At 74.0% G+C, this 25661-nt stretch carries 29 protein-coding genes, 1 pseudogene and 1 riboswitch; of the genes and pseudogenes, 12 read left to right on the forward strand and 18 right to left on the reverse strand.

Going from position 1 to position 25661, the window contains the following annotated elements:
- Positions 1 to 50 precede the first annotated feature (50 nt).
- Positions 51 to 3161, forward strand: a complete 3111-nt coding sequence (locus ABEB13_RS41100) for a nucleotidyl transferase AbiEii/AbiGii toxin family protein (protein ID WP_486335362.1) — start codon at positions 51 to 53, stop codon at positions 3159 to 3161.
- Positions 3162 to 3359: 198 nt separating this feature from the next.
- Here ABEB13_RS41100 and ABEB13_RS07300 read toward each other — a convergent pair whose 3' ends face one another.
- A complete protein-coding gene (locus ABEB13_RS07300; RefSeq protein WP_345704786.1) occupies positions 3360 to 3536 on the reverse strand; it encodes a hypothetical protein in 177 nt (58 codons plus the stop codon).
- 548 nt (positions 3537 to 4084) lie between these two features.
- On the opposite strand from ABEB13_RS07300, the gene ABEB13_RS07305 reads away from it, so the two are divergent.
- The 4 genes from ABEB13_RS07305 (at position 4085) to ABEB13_RS07320 (ending at position 5865) form a co-directional block, all read left to right on the forward strand.
- Complete coding sequence (locus ABEB13_RS07305) at positions 4085 to 4402, forward strand: hypothetical protein (protein WP_345704787.1); 318 nt, start codon at positions 4085 to 4087, stop codon at positions 4400 to 4402.
- Between the two features lie 159 nt (positions 4403 to 4561).
- Positions 4562 to 5026: an SRPBCC family protein gene (locus ABEB13_RS07310; protein ID WP_345704788.1), complete on the forward strand. Its 465-nt coding sequence runs from the start codon at positions 4562 to 4564 to the stop codon at positions 5024 to 5026.
- A complete protein-coding gene (locus ABEB13_RS07315) occupies positions 5023 to 5358 on the forward strand; it encodes an ArsR/SmtB family transcription factor (protein ID WP_100891590.1) in 336 nt (111 codons plus the stop codon). The genes ABEB13_RS07310 and ABEB13_RS07315 overlap by 4 nt, the downstream gene beginning before the upstream one ends.
- A gap of 63 nt (positions 5359 to 5421) precedes the next feature.
- A complete protein-coding gene (locus ABEB13_RS07320) occupies positions 5422 to 5865 on the forward strand; it encodes an SRPBCC family protein (protein ID WP_345704789.1) in 444 nt (147 codons plus the stop codon).
- A gap of 69 nt (positions 5866 to 5934) precedes the next feature.
- Here ABEB13_RS07320 and ABEB13_RS07325 read toward each other — a convergent pair whose 3' ends face one another.
- Both ABEB13_RS07325 and ABEB13_RS07330 read right to left on the reverse strand, forming a co-directional pair.
- Positions 5935 to 6807, reverse strand: coding sequence for an MBL fold metallo-hydrolase (locus ABEB13_RS07325; protein ID WP_345704790.1), 873 nt, complete (start codon positions 6805 to 6807; stop codon positions 5935 to 5937).
- Positions 6808 to 6935: 128 nt separating this feature from the next.
- Positions 6936 to 7172 (reverse strand): hypothetical protein, encoded by a 237-nt coding sequence (locus tag ABEB13_RS07330; RefSeq protein ID WP_100891586.1) that lies wholly within the window; start codon positions 7170 to 7172, stop codon positions 6936 to 6938.
- Positions 7173 to 7376: 204 nt separating this feature from the next.
- On the opposite strand from ABEB13_RS07330, the gene ABEB13_RS07335 reads away from it, so the two are divergent.
- Entirely contained in the window at positions 7377 to 8330 is a 954-nt protein-coding gene (locus ABEB13_RS07335) for an NsdA family TPR-like regulatory protein (protein WP_345704791.1), read from the forward strand.
- The gene (locus tag ABEB13_RS07340) at positions 8294 to 8647 is read left to right on the forward strand and encodes a hypothetical protein (RefSeq protein ID WP_345704792.1); all 354 of its coding nucleotides are present in this window, start codon (positions 8294 to 8296) and stop codon (positions 8645 to 8647) included. The genes ABEB13_RS07335 and ABEB13_RS07340 overlap by 37 nt, the downstream gene beginning before the upstream one ends.
- Here the strand turns inward: ABEB13_RS07340 and ABEB13_RS07345 are convergent.
- From ABEB13_RS07345 to ABEB13_RS07380, 9 genes and pseudogenes are all read right to left on the reverse strand, one after another.
- Positions 8628 to 9287: an HAD family hydrolase gene (locus ABEB13_RS07345; protein WP_345709579.1), complete on the reverse strand. Its 660-nt coding sequence runs from the start codon at positions 9285 to 9287 to the stop codon at positions 8628 to 8630. The genes ABEB13_RS07340 and ABEB13_RS07345 overlap by 20 nt on opposite strands.
- A 102-nt stretch (positions 9288 to 9389) precedes the next feature.
- On the reverse strand, positions 9390 to 10181 hold the full coding sequence (locus ABEB13_RS07350; RefSeq protein WP_345704793.1) for a DUF3050 domain-containing protein: 792 nt from the start codon (positions 10179 to 10181) through the stop codon (positions 9390 to 9392).
- Between the two features lie 237 nt (positions 10182 to 10418).
- Positions 10419 to 11327 carry a DUF2254 family protein gene (locus ABEB13_RS07355; RefSeq protein ID WP_425559955.1) on the reverse strand — a complete coding sequence of 303 codons (909 nt, stop codon included), beginning with the start codon at positions 11325 to 11327 and terminating at the stop codon, positions 10419 to 10421.
- A pseudogene (locus ABEB13_RS40375) lies at positions 11243 to 11653 on the reverse strand (DUF2254 family protein); the annotation flags it as partial. The pseudogene ABEB13_RS40375 and the gene ABEB13_RS07355, both read right to left, overlap by 85 nt.
- A 206-nt stretch (positions 11654 to 11859) precedes the next feature.
- Positions 11860 to 12600 (reverse strand): class I SAM-dependent methyltransferase, encoded by a 741-nt coding sequence (locus ABEB13_RS07360; protein WP_345704795.1) that lies wholly within the window; start codon positions 12598 to 12600, stop codon positions 11860 to 11862.
- A gap of 2 nt (positions 12601 to 12602) precedes the next feature.
- The gene (locus ABEB13_RS07365; RefSeq protein WP_345709580.1) at positions 12603 to 13049 is read right to left on the reverse strand and encodes a glutathione S-transferase C-terminal domain-containing protein; all 447 of its coding nucleotides are present in this window, start codon (positions 13047 to 13049) and stop codon (positions 12603 to 12605) included.
- 862 nt (positions 13050 to 13911) lie between these two features.
- A riboswitch (SAM riboswitch) is annotated at positions 13912 to 14010 on the reverse strand.
- 135 nt (positions 14011 to 14145) lie between these two features.
- Positions 14146 to 14730: an aminoacyl-tRNA hydrolase gene (gene pth, locus ABEB13_RS07370; protein WP_345704796.1), complete on the reverse strand. Its 585-nt coding sequence runs from the start codon at positions 14728 to 14730 to the stop codon at positions 14146 to 14148.
- 870 nt (positions 14731 to 15600) lie between these two features.
- A complete protein-coding gene (locus ABEB13_RS07375; RefSeq protein WP_345704797.1) occupies positions 15601 to 15786 on the reverse strand; it encodes a hypothetical protein in 186 nt (61 codons plus the stop codon).
- The gene (locus ABEB13_RS07380; protein WP_345704798.1) at positions 15783 to 16448 is read right to left on the reverse strand and encodes a class I SAM-dependent methyltransferase; all 666 of its coding nucleotides are present in this window, start codon (positions 16446 to 16448) and stop codon (positions 15783 to 15785) included. The genes ABEB13_RS07375 and ABEB13_RS07380 overlap by 4 nt, the downstream gene beginning before the upstream one ends.
- A gap of 85 nt (positions 16449 to 16533) precedes the next feature.
- Between ABEB13_RS07380 and ABEB13_RS07385 the strand changes: the two genes are divergently transcribed.
- Positions 16534 to 17169, forward strand: coding sequence for a TetR/AcrR family transcriptional regulator (locus ABEB13_RS07385; RefSeq protein ID WP_345704799.1), 636 nt, complete (start codon positions 16534 to 16536; stop codon positions 17167 to 17169).
- 114 nt (positions 17170 to 17283) lie between these two features.
- On the opposite strand, the gene ABEB13_RS07390 is transcribed toward ABEB13_RS07385, so the two are convergent.
- The 5 genes from ABEB13_RS07390 to sigK form a co-directional block, all read right to left on the reverse strand.
- Complete coding sequence (locus tag ABEB13_RS07390; protein ID WP_345704800.1) at positions 17284 to 17460, reverse strand: hypothetical protein; 177 nt, start codon at positions 17458 to 17460, stop codon at positions 17284 to 17286.
- Between the two features lie 215 nt (positions 17461 to 17675).
- Positions 17676 to 18806, reverse strand: coding sequence for a lactonase family protein (locus tag ABEB13_RS07395; protein ID WP_345704801.1), 1131 nt, complete (start codon positions 18804 to 18806; stop codon positions 17676 to 17678).
- Between the two features lie 237 nt (positions 18807 to 19043).
- Positions 19044 to 20585, reverse strand: a complete 1542-nt coding sequence (locus ABEB13_RS07400; RefSeq protein WP_345704802.1) for a Na+/H+ antiporter — start codon at positions 20583 to 20585, stop codon at positions 19044 to 19046.
- Between the two features lie 157 nt (positions 20586 to 20742).
- On the reverse strand, positions 20743 to 21504 hold the full coding sequence (locus ABEB13_RS07405) for an anti-sigma factor (protein WP_345704803.1): 762 nt from the start codon (positions 21502 to 21504) through the stop codon (positions 20743 to 20745).
- Positions 21501 to 22085 (reverse strand): ECF RNA polymerase sigma factor SigK, encoded by a 585-nt coding sequence (sigK, locus tag ABEB13_RS07410; RefSeq protein ID WP_345709581.1) that lies wholly within the window; start codon positions 22083 to 22085, stop codon positions 21501 to 21503. Before sigK ends, ABEB13_RS07405 begins: the two co-directional genes overlap by 4 nt.
- Before the next feature lie 327 nt (positions 22086 to 22412).
- Between sigK and ABEB13_RS07415 the strand changes: the two genes are divergently transcribed.
- A complete protein-coding gene (locus ABEB13_RS07415) occupies positions 22413 to 22787 on the forward strand; it encodes a hypothetical protein (RefSeq protein ID WP_345704804.1) in 375 nt (124 codons plus the stop codon).
- A gap of 219 nt (positions 22788 to 23006) precedes the next feature.
- A complete protein-coding gene (locus tag ABEB13_RS07420; protein WP_345704805.1) occupies positions 23007 to 23450 on the forward strand; it encodes an ATP-binding protein in 444 nt (147 codons plus the stop codon).
- A gap of 300 nt (positions 23451 to 23750) precedes the next feature.
- Here the strand turns inward: ABEB13_RS07420 and ABEB13_RS07425 are convergent, their stop codons facing one another.
- On the reverse strand, positions 23751 to 24194 hold the full coding sequence (locus ABEB13_RS07425; protein ID WP_345704806.1) for a hypothetical protein: 444 nt from the start codon (positions 24192 to 24194) through the stop codon (positions 23751 to 23753).
- A gap of 139 nt (positions 24195 to 24333) precedes the next feature.
- Here ABEB13_RS07425 and ABEB13_RS07430 point away from each other — a divergent pair, with 139 nt between their 5' ends.
- Both ABEB13_RS07430 and ABEB13_RS07435 read left to right on the forward strand, forming a co-directional pair.
- Positions 24334 to 24912, forward strand: coding sequence for a chloramphenicol phosphotransferase CPT family protein (locus tag ABEB13_RS07430; RefSeq protein WP_345704807.1), 579 nt, complete (start codon positions 24334 to 24336; stop codon positions 24910 to 24912).
- Positions 24913 to 25029: 117 nt separating this feature from the next.
- On the forward strand, positions 25030 to 25545 hold the full coding sequence (locus ABEB13_RS07435) for a GNAT family N-acetyltransferase (protein ID WP_345704808.1): 516 nt from the start codon (positions 25030 to 25032) through the stop codon (positions 25543 to 25545).
- The last annotated feature ends 116 nt before the right edge of the window (positions 25546 to 25661 follow it).

The following is a 25661-nucleotide window of genomic DNA, read 5'->3' on the forward strand; positions in this document are numbered from 1 at the left end:
GTCCCGTCCGGGCGGGTGCCGAGCCGGTGTCCGCACCGCCCGCACGCGGGATGGACCGTCCGCTGCGCGCACAGGACGCCGAGACGATCCACCAGACCGAGCGCGACCAGCGCCGGCAGGAACTCGACGCGCTGCGCCGGAGCAACGACGGCGCGGTCACCAGGACGGCCGAACAGCTCGGCCGGCAGCAGGTGTTCACCTCCATCCGGCCTCCGGAGGCGGAGAGCCTCGTCCGGGACGTGCCCGGCATGTCCGCCCAGGAGCGGGCGCAGACGCTGGACGCGATGAAGCCGGAGTACCGCCGGTGGCTGGCGAAGGACCCGGCGTTCGTCGACGCGCTCCACGATTCGCTGCCGCCGAAGGAGTTCGCGAAGACGGCCGCCCAGCTGATGGTGGACGTCGACCCGCGGGCGAGCCAGCCGGCCACGGCCCGCCTGGAGGCCCGGGCCCAGGCGGAGCGGATGCTCCAGGATCCGGACGTCGCCGCCCGGCTGTTGAAGAGCGGGGCGGGCATGGTGGTCGTGCCGAAGGACGTCTCCATGACCGACGTCAACGCCTTCCACAACATGCGCGGCACGACGGCCGGCGGGGCGTCGGGCGGCGGCCGCGGCTGGGACGACGTCCGCGGGTCGGGCGGCCGGCGTGCCGCGGTGACCGAGGAGAACCTGCTCGGCGAGCACACCACCATCGGCAACGCCCCGCACTACGAGGACGGTTACTCGACCACCACGCACGAGTTCGCGCACACCGTCCACCAGGTCGGCCTCTCCGAGGGCGACCGGAAGACGATCACCGACAGCTACCAGCAGAAGGTCGCGGACCCCAACGCGGCCTGGTCGGACGGCCCGCGGCACGACACCCAGGGCAAGCCGGTCGACAACTACGGCTCCCGGGACGAGCTGGAGTACTTCGCCCAGGTCAGCAACGCCTACCTCGGTACCAACCACGGCACCGACCCGCACACCGGCCAGCCGCGCAACAACGGTCCGGAGTGGGTGCGGGCGAACGAGCCCCACCTCGCCCCGCTGCTGGAACGGCTGTACGGGCCCGACCCGGTGGCGGTCCACCAGGATCCGGCGAACCCGGTGACGGCGACCCGCGCCGACAACGAGATGTACCAGGGCTTCCGGGAGTTCATGGACCACGTCGACCCCCAGACCCCGCCCGCGCACGAACCCGCCGCACACGAGCCCGCCGCGCACGAACCGGCCGTGCCCCACCAGGACGCGCCCACCACCCCGCACACCGACCCCGCGACCGCCCACGACCCGGCCGCCACCACCCACGACCCGGCCGGCAGCGGGCACGTCCCGCCGCCGGCCCCGCGCGGCGAGCAGGCGCCCGGGGAGCGGGCGGGCGGGAACGAGCGGTCCGGCGAGACCCGCACGCCCCCGCCGCCGGAGGCCGGGACCGTCCACTCCGAGCCGCAGCCGCACCGCGTCCCCGACGGCATGACGGAGCACGAGACCGTCGAGTCCGAATTCCGGCTGGGCACGGCGGCGCTGCTGGAGCAGACCGTCATCGGCCGGCTGTCGGAGAGCGGACTCGGGCTGCCGGAGGGCGCGCTGGTGCTCGGCGGTGGCGGCGGTGTGGCCGCCGTCCAGCTGCACCGGCCGGTGCAGGACCTCGACATGCGCCTGACCTTCGACGGCAACGCCGCGGGGCGGTCGAACGAGGTCCTGAACTTCCTGGCCCATGAGGTGCTCACGGAGGGCACCGTCGTGCCCGGGCGCCGCGACACCGCGACGACGGTCACCGGGAAGTTCGGCGGACTCGACGTCAGCATCACCCTCGCCCCGGTGCATCCGCAGGAGCACCAGATGCACGTGGTGGTCAACGGCGAGACGCACACCGGCGAGACCGTCCCGCTCAAGGTGGTGGCCAGCGAGGACCTGCTCGGCGACAAGATCGCGGCCCTCGCCATGCGCAAGCAGGACGCCAAGGTCGACGTGGCCATGCTGCGCGAGAAGCGGCTCCGCGACGCCACCGACGTGCTCACCCTGTACTCCAAGCTCGAACCGGGCGCGCTCGACCGGCTCCGCAACGACCGTGAGTCGCTGCGGCCCGCGATCGGCAAGCTCGCCGACGTGGTCGCCGAGGTCTCGAAGCACTCCGGTGACCGGCTCACCCCGGAGCAGAGGCAGACCCTGGACGAGATCTCCCGGGGTCTCGGCAGTGCGCCGACCGCCAGGCCGGCCAAGGCCCCGAAGTCGAAGCCGACCCCGGAGGAGCTGGCGGCCCTCAAGGCACAGAAGGAGGAGAACAAGCGGCTCAAGGCCGCGGCGGCCGCCGCGGCCCAGGCCGCGCCGGCGCCTCCGCCGGTGCCCCACCAGGACGAGTCCTCCGCCGCCGGGGCCACCCGCGGCCCGGGCTCCGAGCACACCCCCGCCCCCGCCGCCGCCCCCGCCGGCCTTCCGTACCGGCCCCGTGTCGCGCGGCATCCACCCGGCACCGCCGCCGCCCGCGCAGGTGACCACCGGCGGCGGCTCCTCGCACGCGCACCAGGACACGGACGTCGACATGGAGGCGGTGTCCGACCGCGGGTCGCAGGTGTCGGAGCACGAGGACATGGAGGTCGAGCTCCCCGTGCGCCAGCAGCGCAACACGCTGCCGGTCTCGCTGCAGACCACCGTGGTCGGCAACCCGCACCGCCCGCTCAACGGCGACGAGGTCTTCCTCGGCGAGGTGCTGCCGTCCAACGACCGGCCGATGACCCGCTTCGGCAGCGAGCAGCGGTCGCACACCGTGCCGTGGGGCCTCACCCGCAGGGCCGCGGGCGGCTTCGCGGGGCGCTCGGCGGACTCGGTGTGGACCGAGATCAAGACCGACGTGGCGCACATGAAGACGTTCCCGCCCGAGCCGAAGGGTGCCGCCGCCAAGGACTTCCCGATGGTGCAGGCGCGGTGGAACGACATCGTGCACCGCCTCGACAGCCTGCCGGACCAGCCGCCGGTCGGCCGCCCGCTGGAGGAGTGGCACCGCAATCTCGGCGACCTGGTCTCGGGCTACATCGAGATCTCCCAGCTGACCTCGTTCGCGTCGTTCGCGGACGGCCGGGCGGTCGGTCACGGCGAGGCCCACCTGCTCGACCACCTCGGGCGGTTCGAGCGCGGCGAGGCGCCGGCCCCACCGACCCAGCAGGTGGTGGGCACCCTCCTTGACATCAAGGCGAGCGGTTCGCTGTCGGACCGGGACGCCGTCGCGGCCAAGGAACACCTGATCAAGAGCCTGCACCGGGCCTACCCGGGCTACATGACGCAGCAGCGGCGCGCCGACATCGAGCAGCAGCTCGGGCTCACCGGGCCGGTGCACGTCGTCAACCCGGGCACGCTGCCGCCCGGGGCTCCGGTGTTCGGCCGCTACGACATCAAGTCGGACCTGGTGGCGGACCTCTCGTTCGACCCGCAGTCGTCCACGATCGGCCGGATCATGCTCAGCGAGCAGTCCCGGCCGGACACCCAGTTCGGCAGCGCGCAGAACTCCCACGCCGCGTCCTGGTCGCTGATGCGTGCCTCGCTGCTGTCCTTCCAGGGCAAGAGCCACCAGGAGCTGGAGGGCTGGCTGGGCGACCGGTTCAACGAGATGCACGCCCTGGGGGACAACCTGGACCCGACGACCCGTGCGGCGGTCAACCACGCCCGGCAGCAGTTGCGCGACCTGGACAACTACCCCGACCAGCAGCGGGCGGCCCGGACGAGCGACCTCGTCCGGGTGTTCGTGAGCACGCACCAGAGGCTGCCGCACACCACCTTCGTGGACACGTTCCAGCTCGGGTCGGCGACCAGCAGCGGCGAGCTCGACCTCGGGTACCTCGGTTCGGACCGGCACGACGCCACGGTCGCGAGCCACTTCGACGGGGCGGCGCCGTTCAACATGCAGGGGTGGAACTGGCCCGGTCGTACCAGGGCTGGAAGAACCTGGCCGAGACGCTCGGCCCGGTCGGCCCGAACACCGTGGCCGAGCTGGCGGGGCGCACCTTCACGCCGAAGAACCTCCAGCAGCTGGCCGCCTCGGCCGGCGGAAATCCGCTGCTGCCCGCCACGGCGCACCGGTACCTGCAGGGCCTCGCCCAATGGGAGGGGCGGTGTCGACCGTCTTCCCCGACCACGGACCGCAGGCGCTCCAGCGGACGTGGGCGGCCCAGCAGGCCATGTTCACGCCGGACCGGTTCGGCGGGGCCCGGAGTGCCCAGGACCAGGAGGCGCTGAACACCTGGTTCAACGAGATCCGGTCGGCACGGACGCCCCTCGAAGCCGCCCCGGCGCTGGCCGCGCTCACCCGCTTCTACAAGGTGCGCAGCGACGAGACCCGCCGCTCGGATCCGAACCAGGCGCTCCAGCAGGCCGTCCAGGCCGGGACGGCGGTGGCCCAGGCCCAGGCCCAGGCCCAGGCGGCCGTGTAGCGGCGGGCAGGGACGGCGGCGGCCGTGTCTCCGGGTCGGGGGCACGGCCGCCGCCGTATGCACCTCGCTCCGCCTGATCAGCAACCAAAGGTTGCACATCACCGCGGAGCGGTCTACCGTCATAGGCAACCAAAGGTTGCGAGAGGGCGGAGCGGTGCGATGGAGTACGGCAGCATCGAGCGGGAGATCCACATCGAGGCGGCGCCCGAGGTGGTCTACGAGGTCATCAGCACGCCCGAACACCTCAAGGAGTGGTGGCCGGACGAGGCGGACCTGAAGCCGGTGCCCGGCGCCACCGGGGTCATCACGTTCGGCGACGGCTCCACGCCCGAGGCGAACGTCGTCCCGGTCACCGTGGTCGAGGCCGACCCGCCCCGGCGGTTCGCCTTCCGCTGGGTGTACGACCACGGCGAGGCCGCGACCGCGGCCAACTCGCTCCTGGTCACTTTCGAGCTGGTCCCGTCGGGGACGGGCACGCTGGTGCGCTTCAGCGAGGCCGGGTTCCGGGAGAAGGGCTGGGAGGCCGCCGTCCTGGAGCAGCAGTACCGCGAGCACGTCACCGGCTGGGACTGGTACCTGCCCCGCCTGGTCGCGTACGTCGCCCGGCTGGAGTCGACGCCGTGAGCATCACCGTCGACGACGAACTCTGGTCGGCCGTGGGCGACCCCATCCGGCGGCGGATAGTCGACCTGCTGCTGGCCGGCGGCGGGACGGCGACCACGCTGAGCGAGCAACTGCCCGTCACCCGGCAGGCGGTCGCCAAACACCTCGGCGTCCTCGACCGGGTCGGCCTGGTCCACGGCACGCCGTCCGGCCGCGAGCGCCGCTACGAGGTGGACGAGGCCCAGCTCGCCCGCGCCGTCGCACAGCTGTCCTCGGTCGGGACGAGCTGGGACGCCCGGCTCCATCGCATCAAGCGGATCGCCGAGGCGATCCAGCGCAGCCAGGAGGGCTGACCCCCTCACCGACGGCACGAACGCGCCCCGACGCGGGCGCCCGCACGAGAGCGAGGCATCGAGATGGTGGACATCCTGCACAGGATCGGGGTGACGTCCTCCTCCCCCGAGGCGGTGTACGCGGCCCTGACGACCGTCGACGGACTGGCGGGCTGGTGGACGGAGGAGACCGACGGCGACCCCGGCGTCGGAGGAGTCGTCCGATTCCGCTTCGACGCGGGCGGCTTCGACATGAAGGTCATGGAGTCCGAGCCCGCCGAGCGGGTGCGCTGGGAGGTCGTCGACGGCCCGGAGGAGTGGATCGGCACCCGGGTCGGCTTCGACATCAAGCGGGAGGACGACTTCACGATCGTGCTGTTCCGGCACGAGGGCTGGCGGGAGCCGGTCGAGTTCATGTACCACTGCAGCACCAAGTGGGCGACGTTCCTGCTGAGCCTGAAGCGGATGCTCGAAACCGGCACCGGCGAACCCGCCCCGCGCGACGTCAGGATCAGCAACTGGCACTGACACACCCGCCGACGGCGGCCGGCCCCGCTCCGGGGGCACGGCCGCCGTCGCCGTCCGCGGGTCGGCCCGTCAGCCGGCCGGGTGCGGCGGCGCGCCGGCCGCATTCGCTGCGGGCGGCACCGCCGCGCCGCTCAGCCGGTCGAACTCGTACGGGTCGTGGGAGCAGAACGGCACGACCTCGGCGGGGCGCTCGCGGAGCAGGTCGCGCAGCCGCTCCTGGTTGTGGGTGCGGGCCCGGTCGTCGGTGGCCATCAGCCGCTGGAACAGCCGCAGGCCGGGCGGGCAGTGCGGCGCGGCCGGGTCCATCTCGACGTGCGAGAAGTAGGCGTCGCCGCAGTGCAGCAGCCAGGAGCCGCCGTGGCGGACGGCGACGGCCGCGTGGCCCCGGGTGTGGCCGCGCAGCGGGATCAGCAGGACGTCCGGGACGGCGTCGGCCACCGACCGCGCCGCCTCGAAGCCGAACCAGGGATCCCCCGCCGTCCGGTGCTCCACCCAGCGCGGGCCGTGCGCCCACTGCGCCGTGCGGTAGCGGTCCCGTTCGGCGCGGGTGGCGGGCGCCCGGGCGGCCGCGAGCTCCTCCGCGAACACGTGGACCTCGGCCTGCGGGAAGTCGCCGAGCCCGCCCGCATGGTCCAGGTCGAGGTGGGTGAGGACGATGTGGCGGACGTCCCGCGGGTCGTGGCCGAGCGCCCGGATCTGGTGCAGGGCCGTACCGGGGAGGGTGAGCCGGGGCCTGGTGACCGTCCGGAAGGTCCGGCCCAGCCGACCCGGGTCGGCCACGTCGCCGGTGCCGAAGCCGGTGTCGACCAGGACGAGCCCGCCGTCGGTCTCCAGCAGCAGGCAGTGGCCGACCATGCGGCCGGTCAAGGGGCCGCCGCTGCCGAGCAGTGCGCGGCCTCCGGGCGGCCCCATGGTCGCGCAGTCGAGGTGGTGGATGGTCACGGCGTCCTCCCGAGGGTCCGGCGCGGCCCCGGGCTGCCGGCACGCGCCGACGCCACTGTTCCGTGCCGCCGGAGCCGCCGTCCAGCCGACGCCGCTGATTCCTGCCGCCGGGGCCGTGGAGGGGTCGGTCAGGTACCGCCCTGGTCGCTGCTGGCGATGACGACGTAGCCGCGCTGCTTCAGACTGCAGGGCGTGCAGCGCCGCACCGGCAGCACCCGGACGACACCGTCGACCCGGACGGTGAGCTGTTCGTCGACCGTCAGGGTCGCTCCCGGGGTCTCGCAGGTCGAACTGACGCAGGCGCGGCCCGCGGCCTGGGCCTCCGTGAGGTGCGTCTGCTGAAGCAGCGGGTCGAGTTCGGACATGGCAACCCCTCCTCTGCGCGGTGGGTGGTCACTCGCCGGCGCGGTACGAGGACATCGTCGGCCCTGCGGGCCGCCACCTGAATGCCGCGATGATGCCGCTTGCCTGCCTCTTGCATGCCGTCGACCAGGTGCCGACCGGCCCATCGCTCCCCAAACGGCAGTTCCGGGACTACCGTTGAGACACCGTCACTCCAGGAGGTGTCCGTGACCCGCTCCATCGGAAACGTCGCCCTGAAGGCCGCCCGGCAGGCCACCGGCATCAGCAGCCAGAAGGCGCTCCTGCTCGCGCTGCGCCAGGCCGCCCGGGAACTGGGCATGGGCGCCGTGGGGATCAGCCCGCGGCAGGTCGCCCGCTGGGAGTCCGACACCCCGGGCTGGCCGCGCGCCGATTACCAGCGGCTGCTCGTCCACGTCCTGCGGCTGCCGGTCGAGCAGCTCGGGTTCCGGGCGCCCTGGGACGGCCACGGCAGCCCGTCCGCCGCCGGGCCGCCGCTCGCCCCGGTCGCCACGGCACCCGTGCGGGTCGCCCTGCCCGCCCCGCGGTCGGCCGGCTCGCAGCCCGACACCATCGGCGCCGACTACGCGGTCGTCACCGAGGCGCACCGGCGGATGTACTGGTCCGTGCCGCCCGCCACGCTGCACCAGGCCGTCGCCGAACACGCCGCACTCGGCACCGCGCTGCTCGGCGAGACCACCGGGGTCGCCCGCCGGATCCTCGCCGCGGCCCTCGCCGAGTCGCTGCTGCTCGCGGCCCGCATCCAGTTCTTCGACCTGCGCCGGCCCGACCAGGCCGACGCCACCTACCTCCGCGCGCTGCAGGCCGCCGGCGAGGCGGACGACTCGCTGCTCGGGGCCGCGATCCTCGCCCACCTGGCGTTCGTCCCCGGGTGGGCCGGGCGCCGCGAGGACGCCGTCGAGCGGATGCAGGCCGCCCGCACCTACGCCCGGCGCGGCCCGGCCTCCACCGACCTGCTGGCCTGGCTTGACGCCGTCGAGGCCGAGTGCCTCACCCGCTGTGGGGACCACCGCGCCGCGTTGTCCGTGCTGCGCCGCGCCGAGGACGTGCTGGCGGACGGCACGGACCGGCCGCCGAGCCCGGCCTGGTTCACCTGGTTCTCCCCGTGCGGCTGGCCGCCTTCAAGGGGCACACCGAGCTGAGCGCCGGCCATCTCCCGCAGGCCCGGACGACCTTGGAGGGCGTCCTGGTCGCGCTGCCCGCCTCCGACCGCAAGCAGCGCAGCGTCGTCCTCGGCGACCTCGCCATGGTCGAGGCGCGGGCGGGGCGGGTCGGGGCGGCCTGCGGCCTGCTGGAGCAGGCCCTCGACCAGCTGGCCGTGACCTGGTACGCCACCGGCATGGAGCGCGTCCGGGAGGCCCGGCGGGCCCTGGCCGAGTGGCAGGAGCGCGCGGAGGTGCGCCGCGTGGACGACCGGCTGTACAGCTGGTCCTCGACGATCAGCACGCTCCAGCGTTGAACGCCGTCACCAGGTCGCCGAGTTCGGCCAGCGAGTCGATGCGGAAGGTGGCCCGCCGGACCGCCGGGTCGTGCCGCTGGATCCAGCCCCACGGGCCGCGGCGGATCAGCGCCGCCCGCATGCCGGCGGCCAGCGCCGGCATGACGTCGTTGTCGAGGCGGTCGCCGACGTAGAGGATCTCCCGCGGCGCCACCGGGGCGGCCGCCGCGAGGCGCCGGAAGAAGGCCCCGTCCGGTTTGGCCGCGCACCAGTCGTCGGAGGTGGCTATCAGGTCGACGTCGCCGGCGAAGAGCTCGCGCAGAACGGCGCCGGCGCGCAGGGTCTGATTCCCGGCGATCCCCAGCCACGCACCGTCGGAACGGAGTCGGGCAAGCGCGGGCCGGACGTCCGGGTAGAGATCCTCCTCACCAAAGGTCTCCGGCCGCCCGGCCGCGGCCCGCTTGTCCCGCTCCCCGTCCAGGTCGAAGCCGGGCCGGAAGACCTGGAAGGTCTCCCGGTAGTCCTTTCCCTGCGCGATCGTCGCGCCGAACTGGGCGACGAAGGTGTGCCGCGGGACGCCGAGCCAGTCCGCCCACGTCCCGTACTCCCTGGTCTCGTCCACCAGGCACTCACCGACGTCGAACACCACAGCCTTGATCATCATTCGGGCAGCCTAACCAGGCCGGGCCGGATGTGTCGGTTCGTCAGACCGCCTCTGCCGCAGGCCATTTGCGGAGGCCTGCGGCAGCAGCGGTGAGCGGCGTCAGGCGGGAAGCTCGGCGAGAATGCCGTCCCAGAGGGCGACCCGGGCGGCCAGGGCGGCGCGGACGGTGTCGGCGCACTGCGTCCAGCGCTCCGCGTCGTCGCCGCAGAGGTCGATCAGCATCTGCATGGCCATCGGCGTGTGCTGCTCGCCGTCCACCTCGATGTGGCGCGCGAGGTAGTCCTTGAAGACCGTCAGCCGGCCGTCGGCGTCCTCGATCCGGACGACCTGCTCGAACATCTCCGGGATCAGGTCCTCGCGGCCGAACGCGAAGGCGGCGGCCTGGCAGTGCACCGGGGCGTGCTCGATGATGCCCCAGGTGACCGCCACGAACTCGGCCGCGGCCACGGGTATCCCGGCCGCCTTCGCCGCCTCCGCGACGGGCGCCCCGCCGCGGAGCCGATCCAGGAAGTCCTGCACCGGGGCGGTGTCGGCGCCGGCCCGTGCCATGCCGTCGAGGTAGAGCTCGAAGTGGCTGATCCAGCCGTCGCCGAGCTCGTCGCTCTCCTCGACCAGCACAATCTCGTTGATCAGCCGGCGGCTCGCGGTGGGGCCGCTCGGCACCCACGGCAGTTCGACGCAGGTCAGCTGCCGCTGCAGGCACTTGAGCAGCGACATGAAGTCCCAGACCGCGAAGACGTGTCTCTCCTGAAACGCCCGGACGCGCGGCAGGGAATTCAGCTCGTGGTAGACCGGGTGGCCGACGACCTCCCGGCGGACGGGTTCGATGGCCTCCCGCAGGGTGGTCAGCCCCGGGTGCGAACGGTCCCAGTGGTAACGGTCGGAACTCATGGGGTCTCCATGGTGTGCGAACGAAGCCGTGCAGGTTTGGTGACGGCAGTACGGAGATCACGTGTTCGATCCCGCGCGCCACAGGCTACGCGGCCCGCCCCGTCGGATTCGAGACCTCGGCACCGACTTTCTTCGCGGATCCCCGACAGGGCGGCAGCCGACGAACTTCCCCGCGCACAAGTCGGCATGACGATATGTCACGTGCGGCACCCCGCCACGGTCCGATGTCGACCCGGGTCAGTCCGCGGCGGGACGGTCGAGTTCGTCCCACAGCACCGGGTAGCGGTCCGTCAGCCGGCGCTCGACCCAGGCGAGGCGGCGGCCGACCAGGCCGTGGCGGTCGGGTTCGCCCTGGCCGTGCAGGCCCAGCAGCATCGTGCGCAGCCGGATGAGCACCATCGGCGCATTGCCGGCCGCCGCGATGACGTCGTCGACCCCGGTGCGCAGGAAGTCCTCCCAGGCGGGCAGCTGCACGACGATGCGGACCGTCCCGTCCCGGTCGGGGATGCCCAGCGGGCCGGCCGACAGCGCGGCCGGGGCGCGGAGCAGGTCCTCCAGGCAGTCCAGGCCCTGGACGGCGGTGGCGGGGTCGTTGACCGCCGGCGACAGCGCCCGCAGCACGATGTCGGCGAGCAGCCGAAAGGCGAGGAGAGGGTCCTGGTCGAACGTCCGGTCCGTCCCGGTGACCAGGGCCGCCAGCACCTGCGCGGCGTCGAGGCGGGCGCCGTGCACCTGGGCCACGGTGGCGCCGTACGGGAGGGTGTCGCCCGGGACGGCCCGCAGCACCACGACCGCGTCCGCCCTGCGGGCCGCCGCCAGCAGCCGTTCCGTGTCGACCTGCTGCAGCACGGCGACGGGGTGCGGCCAGCTGACCGTCGTCGGCGGCGGCCCGGACGCTCCGGGTGGACCGGGCGGGGCCGTGAGGCGGTCCGCCCCGGCGGACCTGCGGGCGTGCAGCGAGTCGAGGAGGCCGCGGCCGCGCTCGGTGACGGAGTGCAGGACGGGGGCCAGCTGGAGGAGGTGAACGCCCGCAGCTGGAGGGTGCGCAGCAGGGCCAGCAGGACGAGCACCAGGACGCCGGTCACGACGGGCACCGCGAGGGTGACCGTGGCCGCGGTACCGGTCGCCAGCACCGCGGTGAGGCAGTAGACCGCCAGGCCGATCGCGAAGGCGAAGGTCCGCCAGACCAGCGGGGCGTTGCTGAACAGGGTCAGGCGCGGCGAGAACGTGGTGTGCGCCCATTGCACCACCACGACCAGCAGCGAGAGGATCACCACCGTCACACCGAGCACGCCGAAGCCCAGCCCGACCAGCATCTCGTTCGCCTGCGGGCCCGGTACCCGTGGACCACCCGCGATCCGCGGCAGGGCGAGACCGAGCCCCAGCCCGAGGAGGGTGCACAGGAGCTGTGCACTGCCCGCCCGCAGACGCCTCCTGCGGCGCAGCGGGGTACGGCCGGTCGGGACGGTCATCGTCGCTCCCTCACTCCGTCCTGCGCCGGGGCCGGGACCGGCGACCGCCACCGTCACCGGTCCCGGCGGGTGCGGCGGCCCCGCACCGGCGTGGTCACGCCTCCCCTACCGTCCACGCTCCGGCCCGCCGCCACACGCACCCCGCTCCGCGTGTCTCCCGGCGGGCGCCCGGACGGGCCCCGACAGGCCCGGGCGGGTGACGGTCGTCAGCCCAGGACCAGCAGGTCCATCCAGCTGGTGGCCGGTGCGGCGGGGTCGGCCGCGGCCGCCGACCGCAGCCGCGCCATGCCGGCCTCGAACCGGGCGTCGCCGAGCGACGCGAGCTTGGAGTCCGCGTCCCGGCGGATCCGGTCGGCGAACTCCGCCAGGGTGGGGGCGTTCTGCTGCGGCAGGGACTCCAGCGACAGCCGGGTGAAGCCCGCGGCGGCGAACGCCGCACAGACCCGCTCGACGCCCGGGTAGTCGTCGATGCCCGCCGCCGTCTCGGGGAAGAAGCGCACCCGCAGATCACGGCTGCACCGGCCCGGGAAGGCGTTGCGGACGAGCACCCTGCCGCCCGGCCGCAGAACGCGCCGCAGTTCGTGTGCGGCCGCGTCAAGGTCGGCGAGGTGGTGCAGGACGGAACCGAGCCAGGCCGCGTCCGCACAGCCGTCCGGCAGCGGGAGCGACTCGGCCCGGCCGGCGACCACCTCGATGCGGTCGTCGGCCGGGACGAGTGCCCGCATCGCGTCGGCGGGCTCGACGGCCAGGACCCTGACGCCGTACCAGTCCCGGAACGCCGTGGCGAAGGCGCCGGTGCCGGCGCCGACGTCGAGCACGGTCATTCCGGGTGCGAGGCGGGCCGAGGCCCCGATGGCGGCGCGCCAGGCCGTCAGGCCGTCGCGGGGGATCTCCCGCGCACGGCGGTACGCCTCGGCGGCCGCGGCGTCGTACCGGATCGCTGCCATGCTCACGCCCCGTCGCGGTGGTCGATCCATCCGGTCCCGCCGCCGGACGGGGTCCCGGGGCCGCGGTGCGGCCGTGCCATGTCGTCGGCCCGCAGGTTCCCGTGGAACGCCGGGTGGCCGTGCAGCCTTCGGACGTAGGCCCGGAGCCGGTCGTGGCCGGCGACGCGGTCCGCCGTCGCGGCGTCCAGCCGGGGCCGGAGCACGAGGTCGAGCTCGACCAGGGCGACCCAGAGGTCGACGTCGGCGGCGGTCAGGTCCTCGCCCAGCGCGTACGGGCTCCCGGCCAGCCGGCGGTCGAGCCGGTCCAGTGCCTGCAGGAGCGTCCGGTGCGCCTCCTCCCGGCGCTGCGCGTCCGGGTCGGTCCCGGCCAGGCGGGCGGCCCCGGTGACGTCCGCGCGGAGCAGGTCGTGGAGGGCGTCGATCTCGGCGGCCAGGCGCGGCGGGCGCAGGTCGGGGAGGTGGCCCCCGGGCCCGCGGCGCGGTCGCGGCGGGGGTGCTCAGGTGCTCCACGAGGTCGCGGAGGATGTCCGGGGTGTGGTTGCTGACGATGCGTCCGCTCCACCGGTCGCAGAGCGCGGGCACGGTGAGCGGGCCGTCGTAGTGGTGCAGGGTCGCCTCGTAGGCGGCGCGGAGCGACCCGTGGCCCTCGGGGGTGTCGGCGGGGAGGACGAGGCAGGCACCGGTCGTCGCACGGTCCGGAGCGGCCGGAAGGCCCGGGGCGGCCGGCTCCCCCGGGGCGGCCGGGGCGAGCAGGTCGAGGGTGATCGCGACCCGCAGGGAGTCGGGACAGCCGGGACAGAGGTACACCAGGTAGCGGTGGGGTGCGGGGTAGTAGCCGCCCGCGCGGTCGACGCCGATGCGGCTGCGGAAGTCCCGGCCCCGCTCCGCGGCCGCCACGCGGGGCCGGGACGGACGGGGGCCGGGCTGCAGGGCGGCGGCGGACCCTGCGCGGGGACGGGACGCGGCGCCGAGCCGGCTACGGGCAGGACGATCTCAGGCATGGCTCTCCCTCGGGATGGCATGTGCGTGGAGCCCGGCCGTCCGGTCGGCGGCGGTGCCGGGGACGCGCAGCGGGCGGGGCGTCCCGGCCCAACCCGCCGGTGGTCGTGCGGCGGCGGAGCCGGGGGCGCGCAGGATCAGGCGGCCGGGCCGCAGGCGCTGCAGACCCGCAGCAGATCGATGTGCAGACGCCTGGTCAGGGAGCAGGACCGGGGCGGGGACGTCCGGCGCGGGCCGTGACAGGCGGACCCTGCCGCCCTGCCCGTCCCGCGCATCTCCCACCGGTCCCGTCGTCGGGGCTCGCGAGAGGCGAGTCCGCGCCTGCCCCGCCGCGTCGGCGGGACCCGGTCGTCACCCGGGGCACCCGTCGCGGCGGAGGGGCTGCCTGTCAGCGGACCGGGGTCGATGACCCGCCCGGGCCGGAGCCCTGCGCGGCGGGCGCTGACTGTCGTGACCGTCCCGAGCAGTGTGCTGGAGCCCTGCGGGACCGTCAAGAACCGCGCGTACCCCGAGAGATCCGGTGACCGTCCGGTACGGGGCCGTGCCTCACGAGGTCGCGGTGTGGAGGCGCTGCTGCGCGCGGTCCGGGCCGCGGGCGACCAGCTCGCCGAGGCCGTCCGCGCAGCGGTCGAGGAGTGCCGGGAGCTGTTCCTGCTCGGCCGCCGTGAACTCCCCGAGGACGAAGTCGCCGGTGCTCCCGCCCTTCGGCGGCCGGCCGATGCCGAGCCGCAGCCGCAGGTAGCGACGCGTCCCGAGAGCAGCGTTCACCGAGTGCGCGCCCTTGTGCCCGGCCGGACCTCCGCCGCGCTTCAGCCGGACGACACCGAACGGGAAGTCCAGGTCGTCCTGCGCGACCACCAGGCGCTCGACCGGGATGCCGTACGCGCGCAGCGCGGCGGCGACGGGCCGGCCCGACAGGTTGATGAACCAGAGCGGCTTGACCAGGACGACCGGCCGGCCCGCGAGCTCGATCTCCGCGACCCGGTAGCGGAGGCCCCGCCGCCGGAACGTCGCTCCGTACCGCGCGGCGAGGCGGTCGACCAGGAGGAACCCGGCGTTGTGCCGCGTCCGGCGGAACCGCGGCCCCGGATTCCCGAGCCCGGCCACCAGCCAGCGCTCATCGGACTGCATTCCTCGGCCCCCGGGGTCGTGCTGGACGCCGGCTCACGGTGCGGCCGGCCGGAGATCATTCTGCTCCCCGGTCAGCGGCCCTGCGCAGCGGGCTCCCCGCCGCACGGGCGCGTCGGGCCCGCGGCCGATCCGGGTCGGGAGGCGCCGCCCGCGCCGCGATGGGCGGTCCGGTGTGCGCGGCGGCACACGATCCGCGCCCCGAAAGCCCCGACCCGACCCGCACACCCCCGCCGACCTGCCACGATCCGGCGCAGCGGGCAGCCTCGGGCAGCGGGGAGGGCAGGCCCGGCCGGCGGGCGGAGCCGGTCGGCCGGGGTGCGACTGGCGCGGACGGGGCTCGGACAGGCAGGGTGGTGTCATGTCCGAACGCCGCAACCGCCGCCGCCTGCACGCACGCGCCCGTGCCCTCGGGGTCCCCGTCGAGCAGGTCCCCCGCAGGGGCACCCGGGACGAGCGGCCCGGCCGATCGCTCTCCGCCCCCTCCTGGGACGGGCCGCGGTGGCGCGACACCGAGACCCCGGACCGGGACCTGCCGGACCTCCGGGACGACCTCGGCCACCCGGGCGATGTCGACCACCCGGGCCACTTGGAGGACGTTCGCGGGCGGTACGACCGCCGGGACCGGGAGGGCTTCGGCCCCCGGCCGTCCCGGCGGGCCGGCTGCTGCGAGGTGGTCCTCACCCGCGAGGTGATGGATGGCGGGACGATCATCATGCTCAGCACCCACAGCGCCGAGTGCCCGCTCTGGTCCTCCCCCTGTAGGACTCCCCCTTCGTCGACCGGCGCCGCCGGGCTTCGTCGCCCCCGGCCGCTGCGCCCCGTCCTGCGGGTGCGGGTCGCCGGGGGCGCACGGTGGGAGCGGGGCGTCGCTCAGGCCGACCGCTGGCGGGCCCAGCGGCGGGCGGTCACGGCGGCCGCCGCGTGGCAGGCGAGGCCGACGCCCGCGGCGACGAGCGGGATCCGGGTGCCCAGCCAGAGGTGGAGCAGCAGGCCCGCCGGGACCAGGACGGCGGCCGCCGTCCGGAGCGGGCGATCGGCCCGCGGTGCGGGGCTCACGCGGCGCCCTGCGGCTTCACGCCGCGCACGTGGTGGATCCAGGGGCTCAGGTCACCGGTGGTGACCTCGTCGAACCCGGTCTGCCGGACGAGCGGCGCGATCAGCCGGACGGGGTTGTGCTCCATCGCTGGGCCGGTCAGGGCGCCGACCAGGTGGCGGGCCACCGGATGGGCGGGCGGCCGGAAGTCGGCGATCAGCAGGCGCCCGCCGGGGCGCAGCACCCGCAGCATCTCGGCGACGGCCCGTCCGCGGACGTCCGGCGGGAGGTGATGGATCATCAGGCTGCTGACCACCACGTCGTAGGTGTCGTCCGGGGCGTCGAGCCGTTCGGCGACGCCGTCCGCGTAGGTGCAGTGCGGGTGGCGGCCGGACAGCCGGCGGGCGTGGGCGAGGACGTCGGGTGACGGGTCGATGCCGCGGACCGTGCCGGCGGGGGTGACGGCGGCGGCCATGAAGCGGGTCAGGTAGCCGGTGCCGCAGCCGACGTCGAGGGCGTGGTCGCCGGGCCGGGCGCCGCTGAGTTCGGCGAGGCGGGCGAAGACGCGGCGGCGGCGCCCGGCGAAGAAGGCGGTGCCGAACGCCTCGTAGGCGCGTCCGTGGGTGAGGGTGATCCCGGCGGTGCGGTCGTCGGGCCTGCCGTGCAGAAAACGTGCGAGTTCCATGGCGCACACCTTTCTTAGTGGCGACTAAGTACCTTCAACTTAGTCGCCACTAAGAACGCGCGCAAGGCCCGTCTAGGATGGAGGGATGGCCGAACCCGCCCCCGCCGCGAAGCCCCGCAGGACCCGCCTCAGCGCGGCCGACCGCCAGGCGTCGATCCTGGCCGCGGCGACCGAGGTGTTCGCCGAATCGGGCTACCAGCGCGGCAAGATGTCCGACGTCGCCCGGCGGGTGGGTGTCAGCGAGCCGGTGGTGTTCCAGAACTTCGGGTCCAAGTCCGCCGTCTTCGCGGCCGTGCTCGACCACGCGGCCGGGCAGATGACCGAGGAACTGACCCGGTGGGCGCAGGCCTGCCCGACGATCGGCGCCTGGCTGGCCGACCTGCTGGCGCCCGAGCACCTGACCCGGGTGCACGCCCGCGGCACCCTCGGCGTGCTGTTCGCCGACGCCATGACGCTCACCGCCGAACCGGCCGTCCTGGAGGCGGCCCGCCGCGCCAACCGGTCCGTCGCGCGCACCCTCGCCGGCCTCCTGGACCAGGGCCTGCGCGACGGCAGCATCCGGGCGGACGTCGAACCCGAGGCCGGCGCCTGGTGGCTGATGTCGCTGCTCGCCTCGCAGGGCTTCCGCTTCTCGGTCGCCCCCGACCCGGCCGTACAGGAGGCCGCCCTCGGCGCCCTCACCCTGCGCCTGCTCACCGGGCCCCCGCCGGACGGCGGCTGAACGCAACGGCTCACAGACCTCGAATGGCCTCGCCCAGGTCAGGTCCGCAGGAGGCCCAGCAGATGATCGAACCGTCGATGTCGAGCTGCCCCATGAACCAGTCGCCGTCGGCCCTCACGAGGCAGAGGCCGTGGAAGGAGAGGACGACGTCAGGCCGGAGGGGGTGTAGTCGGCAAGGCCGCTCTCCTCGACGACGACGAGTCGTTCGAGGGAGAGCAGGGCCGCCTCGGAGTCCCCCGAAGCGGAGCGCACCCGCTCGATCGTCCACCCGTCGGGAAGGCCTGTGTCCACTGCTGCATGATCACAGCGGATGGCCTTCCCCAGCCACTCGTTTACGGCGGCGCCCCGTACGGTCCGCCTCGTGGCGGACGGCGCACTCGTCGTATCTCGTGGGATCGTGTCGTGGGATCGACTCGTGGGCTCGTGCAGCCCATGCCGGCCACGGCTCCGGACGGCAGCGTACGCCGCCCCCGGCGGACCGGGCGCGGCGCACGGCAGGAGACCGGTCAGAACGCGACGATGCCCTCGCCGCCGACCGCACCGGGGACGGTCTGCGACCCCAGTGCGGTGAGTGAGCCGTCCCGGCCGACCCGGAACTCGTCGACGATGCCCTTGACCCCCGTCTGCACGTACAGGAACCGGCCGTCCGAGGAGGCCGCGGAGTCCACCGTGCCGGGGTCCGTGGGGGTGGTGCCCAGCAGCGTGAGGTCGCCGCGCTCGCCGACCCGGAAGGCGCTGAGCGTGGAGCTGCCCGCGTTCGAGGCGTACAGGAATCCGCCGGCGGCGGTGACCCAGCAGGTGGCGGACTGGCCGGTGGCCACGGCCGCGGACTGGGTGGCCGTGCCATTGCGGTGGATCCGGACGGTCGCCACCGCGTTCGGGCCGGCCTGGGTGAGGAAGAGACCGCGGTCGCCACTGGTGACGAACCCGAACGGCACCGCGCCGGGCTGCGCGGTGACCACCGGGGCGTCGGCGGGTGCGCCGGTGCGGTGCAGGTCGAAGACGAGGATACTGCTGCCGTTGGCCTTGGTGGTCACCACCAGCTGCGAGCCGTCACCGGTGAAGCCCACCTGACCGGGCGTGTTGACGAACTGCGGGGTGGCGTTCGGATCCAGCCCCAGGCTCCGGTGCCAGGCCGCCTCGGCCCGCAGGCGCCCGCCGGCGACGGTGAAGCCCTGGATCGAGCCGCCCTCCAGCGCGTTGAGCACGTAGACCACGTCGCCGTGCACCGCGACGCTGACCGGGAACCGTCCGCCCGACCGGACGACCTGCCGCCGCACCAGCCGGTCGCCGTCCACCGCGAAGACGGTGACGGTGTCACTGCCGGCGTTCACCGCGTACAGCAGGGCGTGGTGTGCGTCGTACGTCAGCGATCCCTGCGAGGCGAGGTGGTCGGCGACGGAACCGTCCAGCACGCCCCCGAGGCCGCCGGTGTCGTAGCTGCGGGCCGGCGCGAGCCGCCCGTCCTCGCCGCGATGGTAGGCGACCACCTGGTTGCCCGCGGGATTGTCGGTCTGGACGAACACGGCGTGGTGGCCGCCGGCATCGCCGGTGGTGGCGGAGACGGCCGGGGCGGAGACGGCTGATGCGGCGAGAGCGGTCGCGACGGCGATGCCGAGGCGGGTGATCCTCTGCACGATGGGTTTCCTCCTGGGAACCGGGGCTGCGTCCGGTCCGGATGGCCGGGCCCTGGATCGGTGCCACGGGAGCGGCTCGGCGTCACATCCGGGCGGTCGATGACATGGCCTGACGTGCGGGCGCCGCAGCGCCCGCTCCCGGCAGAGGGAGCAGGCCAGCACCCGCAGGGCGCAGCATATGTGACGTTATGTCTGAATTGCGGGAGGCTCGGTGCCGTCCTGCGGAGGTCCGGGCCGTCAGCCGTCGCGCAGCGCGGTCTCCTCGCGGTCGAGGTCGTACTGGAGGGTGCGGCGGGTGGTGTCGCTGATCCGGTGCTCGTCGTAGAGGCGCAGCAGCTCGGTGTTCTGGACGGCGATGACGTCCTGGCGCAGCTGCCGGTAGGCGCCGGCCAGGGTGCCGGTGCCCGATTCGGCGGTGTCGGCGAGGCGGGTGGTGAGACCCTGGCGGGCGAGCGCGAGGGCCGCCTCGGGGAAGGTCTCCAGCCCGGCGAGCCGGTCGAGGTGGGCCAGGCCGGCCCGGTCGAGGGCGGCGCGGGCGTCGTTCTCCTCCCGGGCGGTGTGCTCCGGTTCGAGGGCGAGACCGGAGCGGTCCACGACGGCGGAGAGGCTGAACCCCTGGACGACCAGGGTGAGGACGACCACCGCGGTGGTGAGCACCAGCACCAGCGGGCGCCCCGGCAGCCCGGCGCCGTCCTCGGTCACCAGCGGGATGGACAGGGCCGCGGCGAGCGGCATCACCCCGCGGGTACCGGCCCAGGTGACCACCGTGGCGATCCGCCAGGAGGAGAGGCCGCGCTCGGGCCGGACGGCGGCGGACATCGGCAGCACCCAGAGGACGCGCAGGGCGATCAGCACCACCGCCACGGCCAGTGCCTGGAGCGGCCACCGCCCGCTGCCGGCGGGGAGGTCGCGCACCAGGGTGGGCAGTTCGAGGCCGATGATGCCGAAGACGACGCTCTCCAGCAGGAAGACGACCACCGCGTACACGGCGGACAGCTGGAGCCGGATCGCCGCGTCGGAGAGGCGGTGGCCGGACCGGCCGAGGACGACCCCGGCGACGACCACCGCGGTGACGCCGGAGGCGTGCACGGACTCCGCGAGGACGTAGGCGGCATACGGGGTGACCAGGGCGATCACCGTCTCCAGCACCGGGTCCGCGGTGTGCCTGCGGATCAGCCGGACGGCGGCCGCGAGCACGGCGCCGACGACGGCGCCTCCGCCCGCCAGGAGGACGAAGTCTCCCACGGCGAACTGCCAGGAGACGGCGCCCGAGGCCACCGCGACGGCGACCGCGACCTTGAACAGCACCAGCGAGGTGGCGTCGTTGAACAGGCTCTCGGCCTGGACGAGGACCTGCACCTTGCCCGGCAGGGCGAGCCGCCGGCCCAGCGCTGTCACCGCGACCGGGTCGGTACTGGCGAGCACCGCGCCGAGGACGAAGGCCATCGGGGCGGACAGCGGGGTGATCGCGACCGCAAGCGCGCCGATCGCCGCGGCCGAAGCCAGCACGAGCCCGAGCGCGAGGACGGTGACGGGCCGCCAGACCGTGCGCAGGTCGCGCAGGGACAGCTCCTCGGCGGAGGCGTACAGCAGCGGCGGCAGCACGACGAGCGAGATGGCCTGCGGGGGGATGTCCGGCGTGGGGGCGCCGGGGACGAGGGCGACCAGGACACCGGCCAGGACGAGCACCGACGGCGCCGGGATCCGCAGCCTGCGGGCGAAGGTCGCCACCGCCGTCGCGAGGACGACCAGGAAGAGGACGGTACCCACCGCGCGCATCAGAGACCTCCGGCACTGACCGGGCTGCCGCGGCGGTTCGCCGCGTTCCGTCCCCGGGCCGACCAGACTTCCCGGCACACCGGGGTCAACCCTAGCCTGCGGCGCCATGGGTGTCCGGCCGCGCCGTGCGTCGGACGAAGGGGGACAGCCGTGCGCGTCAGGCGAGGGGGAGCAGCAGGATCGGGTCGGTGGTGGGGATGGGCGACCCGGCGGCCGGTTCGAGGGTGAGGCCGATGCCACGGGCGCCGTGGACGGGCGCGTCCAGGATCAGCGAGCCGTCGGGGCCGTGGAGCAGCCCGGCGGGGCGGGCGGCCCCGCCGTCGTCGAGCCACAGCTCGTAGGCCTTGCCGGCGGGCAGGGCCGGCAGGTCGGTGGCCAGGAAGGCGGCGCGGTCCCGGCTCGCGGACCAGACCGCGGTGCCGGTGCCGGTACCGCCCGCCGCCCGGGTGGTGGCCGTCCGTACGTCGGGGGCGGTGAGCAGGGCCGCGAACTCGGACAGTTCGGTGTGCAGCCGCACGGACTCGGTGCGGGCGTGCTGGGCCCGGTCGTACTGGCGGACGGCGACAGCGCCGGAGACGACGGCGAGGGCCAGGCAGGCCGCGAGCACCAGCCGTCCGGGGCGCCGGAGGGCGCGGGCGAACCGGCCGGGCCGGGGCTCCGGCCCGGGGCCGGCCGGGCGGGCCGGCGGGAACGGGCGGATCCGGGTGACGGCGGCCATGGCCCGCTCCTCCGCACCCGCCGGCGGGTCGGCCGCCTCGGCGCAGCCCAGCCGGGCCAGCGCGGCCCGGAACCCGGCGACCTCGAGGCGGCAGGTCGCGCAGAGCGCCAGGTGCCGTTCGAAGGCGGCCCGCTCCGGCTCCGTCAGTGCGTGTGCGGCATAGGCGCCGGACAGGGCGTGCACGTCGGCCGGGTCGGTCATGGCTCCACCCCCAGGCAGTCGCGCAGCCGGATCAGGCCGTCGCGCATCCGGGTCTTGACGGTGCTCAGGGGCGCGTCCAGCATGTCGGCGACCTCCTGGTAGGTGAGCCCGCGGTAGTAGGCGAGTGTGAGGGACTGGCGCTGCAGGTCGCTGAGCGCCTGCAGGCAGTGCCGCACCCGTTCGCGGTCGAGGCGGTCCTCGACCTGCTCGGCGACCTGGTCGAAGGCCGTGGTGTGGGCCTGGGCCGCGGCGCGTTCCTCGCGCTGCACGGTGTTCTGCACCAGTCGCACCCGGTCCACCGCGCGGTGGTGGGCCATGGTCATCACCCACGGGACGACGCCGCCGCGCTCCGGCCGGTACTGGGCGGCCCGGCGCCAGACGTCGAGCATCACATCCTGGGCCACCTCCTCCGACTGGGCGGGGTCGCGCAGGACCCGCCGTACCAGCCCGAACACGGGCCCGGCCAGGGCCCGGTACACCTGCTGGTAGGCGTCGTGGTCGCCGACGGCCACCTTGGCCACCAGCTCGGCCAGCTCTTCGCGGTCGAACGGGGTGCCGGACGTCCGACAGACCTGATTCACCAAGGGAGACTCCTCCGTACCCGCCGACTCACCCGCGTCGTGGCGTGACGTCGGCACGACGTCCCTACCTGGTGTTCGGCGCCGGGCCCGGTCCGGACGGGTGCGGGATCGTTCCGACTCGGCGCCCGCTCCGCCGTCGGCACGTGGCCGGTCGGTGTTCGGGCGTCCGATTGTCGAATATTTGACCGATATTTCCTCCAGTCCCTCGTGCCTTCGTGGACGAATCAAGGTCATGGAAAACCACCCGGCCGGACGGGCCGCAGCGGAACTCCCTTCCGTGGAAGGCCCGGTCGAGCCGACGGACCATCAGGAAGGAGGTGCAGGGCGATGCGCACCACGCGAACCAAGCGGTCGCTGGCAGTCGCTGCGACCTGCGTGATGCTCGGGGGCGGCGCGGCCGTGGCCACCTCGGCCGCAACGGCCTCGGCCACCACCACCGCGAGCGTGTCCTCGGTCTCGCACGACAAGGACTGCCGCTGGTACCCGGCGCACTGGGAGAACACGTGGGTCGGCGGGCACTGGCAGAAGGTCTGGCACGCCGGTTACTGGCACAACGACTGGCACCCGGGCTGGTGGGACTCCCACCACCACTGGCACCACGGCTACTGGCACAAGACCTGGCACAAGGCCGGCTGGGACAACAAGTGGATCCCGGCCCACTGGGATCGGGTCTGGGTTCCGGCGGGCTGGTACTGCCGCTGACCGGGCCGGCACGGCCGGCCGCACCGAACGGCCCGGCGCCCACGGACGCCGGGCCTCCCCGGCCGGCGGGCACCACCGCCCGCCGCGCCGACCACCCGGGCCGACCGCCCGAACCGACCACCGGGCCGACCAGCGCCAGGAAAGAGCGTCAGGCCATGACCGCCGTCGTCCAGTTCCCCCGACCCGCCGCCGGCCGCCGCGGCAGGCGCCCGAGCCACCGTGCCCTCCAGCGGACGGGGGTGGAGCGAGCCGTTCACCGCCCGCCTGCAGTGCGTGGCGGACATCCGGGCCCACGCCCGCGCCTACCTGACCCGGGCCCAGCTGCCGCGCGCCGTGCGCGAGGACGCCGTGCTGGTGGTCAGTGAGCTCGTCACCAACTCCATCCGCCACACCCACGGCCCCGGCAGCCTCCACCTGCTCGGCGGGCCGGACGGCGTGGAGGTGTCCGTCCACGACACCAGCCGCCTGATGCCGCTGCCGCGGGTCGTCACCGCGGACACCGCACTCGGCGGCCGAGGTCTGGCCCTCGTGGTCGCCCTGTGCGACGCCGTGGCCGTGACGCTCGAAGCCGGCAGCGGCAAGACCGTCCACGCCCACCTCACGTCACCGCCCCCGCCGGCACCCACCCCGGCATCCGCCGACGGCCGGACCCACCACTGGTGACCGGGCCTTGCGGACCAGGCGTTGCGGACCGGGCTCTGACGGCCCGACCGCGATCACCTTCCCTGGGCGGGACAGCCGGCGGGCGCTGGGCAAAGCCGCGCGGTGTCGAGGGCGCGCTGCAGGTCCAGGCATGGAGAACGAGCGGCTCTGCAACGAGCTCGCCGTGGCCCTCGGACAGCACTGCGACCTGGCCGCCAATATCGATCAGATCCAGAGCCCTCACAGGTCCGAGACGTCAATCCAAGAAATCGTCGCCACCAGGTCGGCATCCTTGTCAGTTGCTTCGGCTGCGAGAAGGGCTCAGTCCCGGCATTCGCCCACGATCCGAGCCCAGGGCAAATGGCGGTCGATGTCCCAGTCGATGCCCGGACCCCGACGCCAGAAGGCCCCGTTGTTCGGCCTGATCTGCCACACCTGGAAATAGAGCACGGCCTGACCGTGAGCGGCAAGATCCTCGATGACCTCAGTAAGGTGAGCTGTCGACCACGCCGGGGCCAGGTTCCCGAACGAGGCCCGCAGCGCAGCAGCCCGGGGCGGGATCACGAGCTCGCGGGCGCCGAGATCAGTCAGCGCCCAGCGAAGCGCCTCGCCCTCGCTGTCATCGGGGGCCTCCCCTCGCTGCCGGAAGGCTTCATAGGCTCGTTGAAGATCGGGCACGGCACGTTGGATCTCCAGGTCCGCCAGGGCTTCGGCCGCCCATTGCCGAACGGTGGCGTTCTCGCTGTCCAGCAGGCCGATCAGCACGTCTCCCGGCCGCGGCGGCTGAAGAACTTGCGCGGCCTGGCCACCCGGTACGAGAAGACCGCCACCGTCTTCCAGGCCGGGCGCCACATCCGCTGGACATCTCCTGAGCGCGGCACCGGCAACATGTGATCATGTCAATATGGCATCTGGTCGGATCATTTTTCTCAACGGCACCTCCAGCTCGGGGAAGTCGAGCATCGCCAGGGAGCTTCTGGACATCCTGGACGACGGCGTCTTCTTCCACATGGCGGTCGACGGCTTCAACGCGATGCGCAGCAAGCGGGAGCTGGGGGCGGAGGATCTCGATGCCGCGCTGCGGCGGACCAGGATGGGTTTCCACCGGTCGATCGCGGCCATGGCCGAGGCGGGTAACGACATCGTGGTCGACCATGTGCTGAGCGAGCCGTGGCGGCTGGTCGACTGCTTGACGGTGCTGCGGCCCGAGGATGTGCTGTTCGTCGGTGTCCACTGCCCGTTGGACGAACTGGCCCGCCGCGAGCTGGCCCGGGGTGACCGCCCGCCGGGCCTCGCGGCGCACCAGTACGGGCTGGTCCACGGCCACGGTGACTATGACCTGGAGTGCGACACCAGCACGGCGAGCCCACGTGAATGCGCGCAGCGGATCAAGGAGTTCCTCCCGCACCGCCCGAGCCCCACCGCCTTCACCCGCCTAGGCCGGCGCTACCTGACAAACGGACAGGAACCGCTGACGGCGTGAGGCGTGCCTACTCGGCCGTTCGTATACTCGTGGCTGGCGCAGTGTTGGGACTGGCCTGGCCCGGGGGATGGGGCTCCAGTTGTGGATCTTGATTGTGTGGGTCGGTATCGTCGCTGTGTGCCTGAACTGATTGCGCCGACCGCCCGTCTGCACCGCGCGTGGCTCGAGGCGCGTGACGAGTGGGGCCCCGGGCTGCACGAGGACGGGTTCGGGATCGGGCCGTCGGACGAGGTGGACCTGCCGGACGGGTTTGCTGCCTGGGCAGCGCGGTTGGCTGACGCGTCCGGTCCGGAGGAGGTGGAGAGCGGCCGAGGTTGTGTGTACCGGTGGATCGTTGATGGCGATCGGGTACACGGCGGGATCGCGCTGCGGCTCAGGCTCAACGAATCGGTGCCAGAGTTCGGCCACATCGGCTACGGCATCCGACCGTCCTCGCGCCGGCGTGGACTGGCCACCTGGGCGCTGGGGCGGATGCTCGACGAGGCACGGACACTCGACCTGGACCAGGTGCTCATCGTCTGCGAGGCCGACAACATTGCCTCGGCGAGGACGATCGAGCTCAACGGTGGCGTTTTGGAAGGCTCCCGGGACGCCGGGTCCGGTGCAGTGCGACGTTACTGGATCAAGATCTAGTCTCATGGTCTGCACGTGGGTCCGGCCGGGGCCCGAGTTCGCTGGAGGTCGGCCCGCCGCCCTCGAGTCTCCGGCAGGGATGAGTTTGGGCGGATTTCCGTACTTTACGGGGTCTT

Origin of the sequence: Kitasatospora paranensis (assembly GCF_039544005.1) — a bacterium.
Taxonomy (GTDB): domain Bacteria; phylum Actinomycetota; class Actinomycetes; order Streptomycetales; family Streptomycetaceae; genus Kitasatospora; species Kitasatospora paranensis.

What these genes read in the sequence shown, in the direction of transcription:
- ABEB13_RS41100 (WP_486335362.1), top strand. Translation starts at nt 51, where the DNA reads ATGGACCGTCCGCTGCGCGCACAGGACGCCGAGACGATCCACCAGACC.
- ABEB13_RS07310 (WP_345704788.1), top strand. Translation starts at nt 4,562, where the DNA reads ATGGAGTACGGCAGCATCGAGCGGGAGATCCACATCGAGGCGGCGCCC.
- ABEB13_RS07320 (WP_345704789.1), top strand. Translation starts at nt 5,422, where the DNA reads ATGGTGGACATCCTGCACAGGATCGGGGTGACGTCCTCCTCCCCCGAG.
- ABEB13_RS07330 (WP_100891586.1), bottom strand. Translation starts at nt 7,172, where the DNA reads ATGTCCGAACTCGACCCGCTGCTTCAGCAGACGCACCTCACGGAGGCC.
- ABEB13_RS07345 (WP_345709579.1), bottom strand. Translation starts at nt 9,287, where the DNA reads ATGATCAAGGCTGTGGTGTTCGACGTCGGTGAGTGCCTGGTGGACGAG.
- ABEB13_RS07350 (WP_345704793.1), bottom strand. Translation starts at nt 10,181, where the DNA reads ATGAGTTCCGACCGTTACCACTGGGACCGTTCGCACCCGGGGCTGACC.
- ABEB13_RS07360 (WP_345704795.1), bottom strand. Translation starts at nt 12,600, where the DNA reads ATGGCAGCGATCCGGTACGACGCCGCGGCCGCCGAGGCGTACCGCCGT.
- pth (WP_345704796.1), bottom strand. Translation starts at nt 14,730, where the DNA reads ATGCAGTCCGATGAGCGCTGGCTGGTGGCCGGGCTCGGGAATCCGGGG.
- ABEB13_RS07380 (WP_345704798.1), bottom strand. Translation starts at nt 16,448, where the DNA reads ATGGAACTCGCACGTTTTCTGCACGGCAGGCCCGACGACCGCACCGCC.
- ABEB13_RS07385 (WP_345704799.1), top strand. Translation starts at nt 16,534, where the DNA reads ATGGCCGAACCCGCCCCCGCCGCGAAGCCCCGCAGGACCCGCCTCAGC.
- ABEB13_RS07400 (WP_345704802.1), bottom strand. Translation starts at nt 20,585, where the DNA reads ATGCGCGCGGTGGGTACCGTCCTCTTCCTGGTCGTCCTCGCGACGGCG.
- ABEB13_RS07405 (WP_345704803.1), bottom strand. Translation starts at nt 21,504, where the DNA reads ATGACCGACCCGGCCGACGTGCACGCCCTGTCCGGCGCCTATGCCGCA.
- ABEB13_RS07415 (WP_345704804.1), top strand. Translation starts at nt 22,413, where the DNA reads ATGCGCACCACGCGAACCAAGCGGTCGCTGGCAGTCGCTGCGACCTGC.
- ABEB13_RS07430 (WP_345704807.1), top strand. Translation starts at nt 24,334, where the DNA reads ATGGCATCTGGTCGGATCATTTTTCTCAACGGCACCTCCAGCTCGGGG.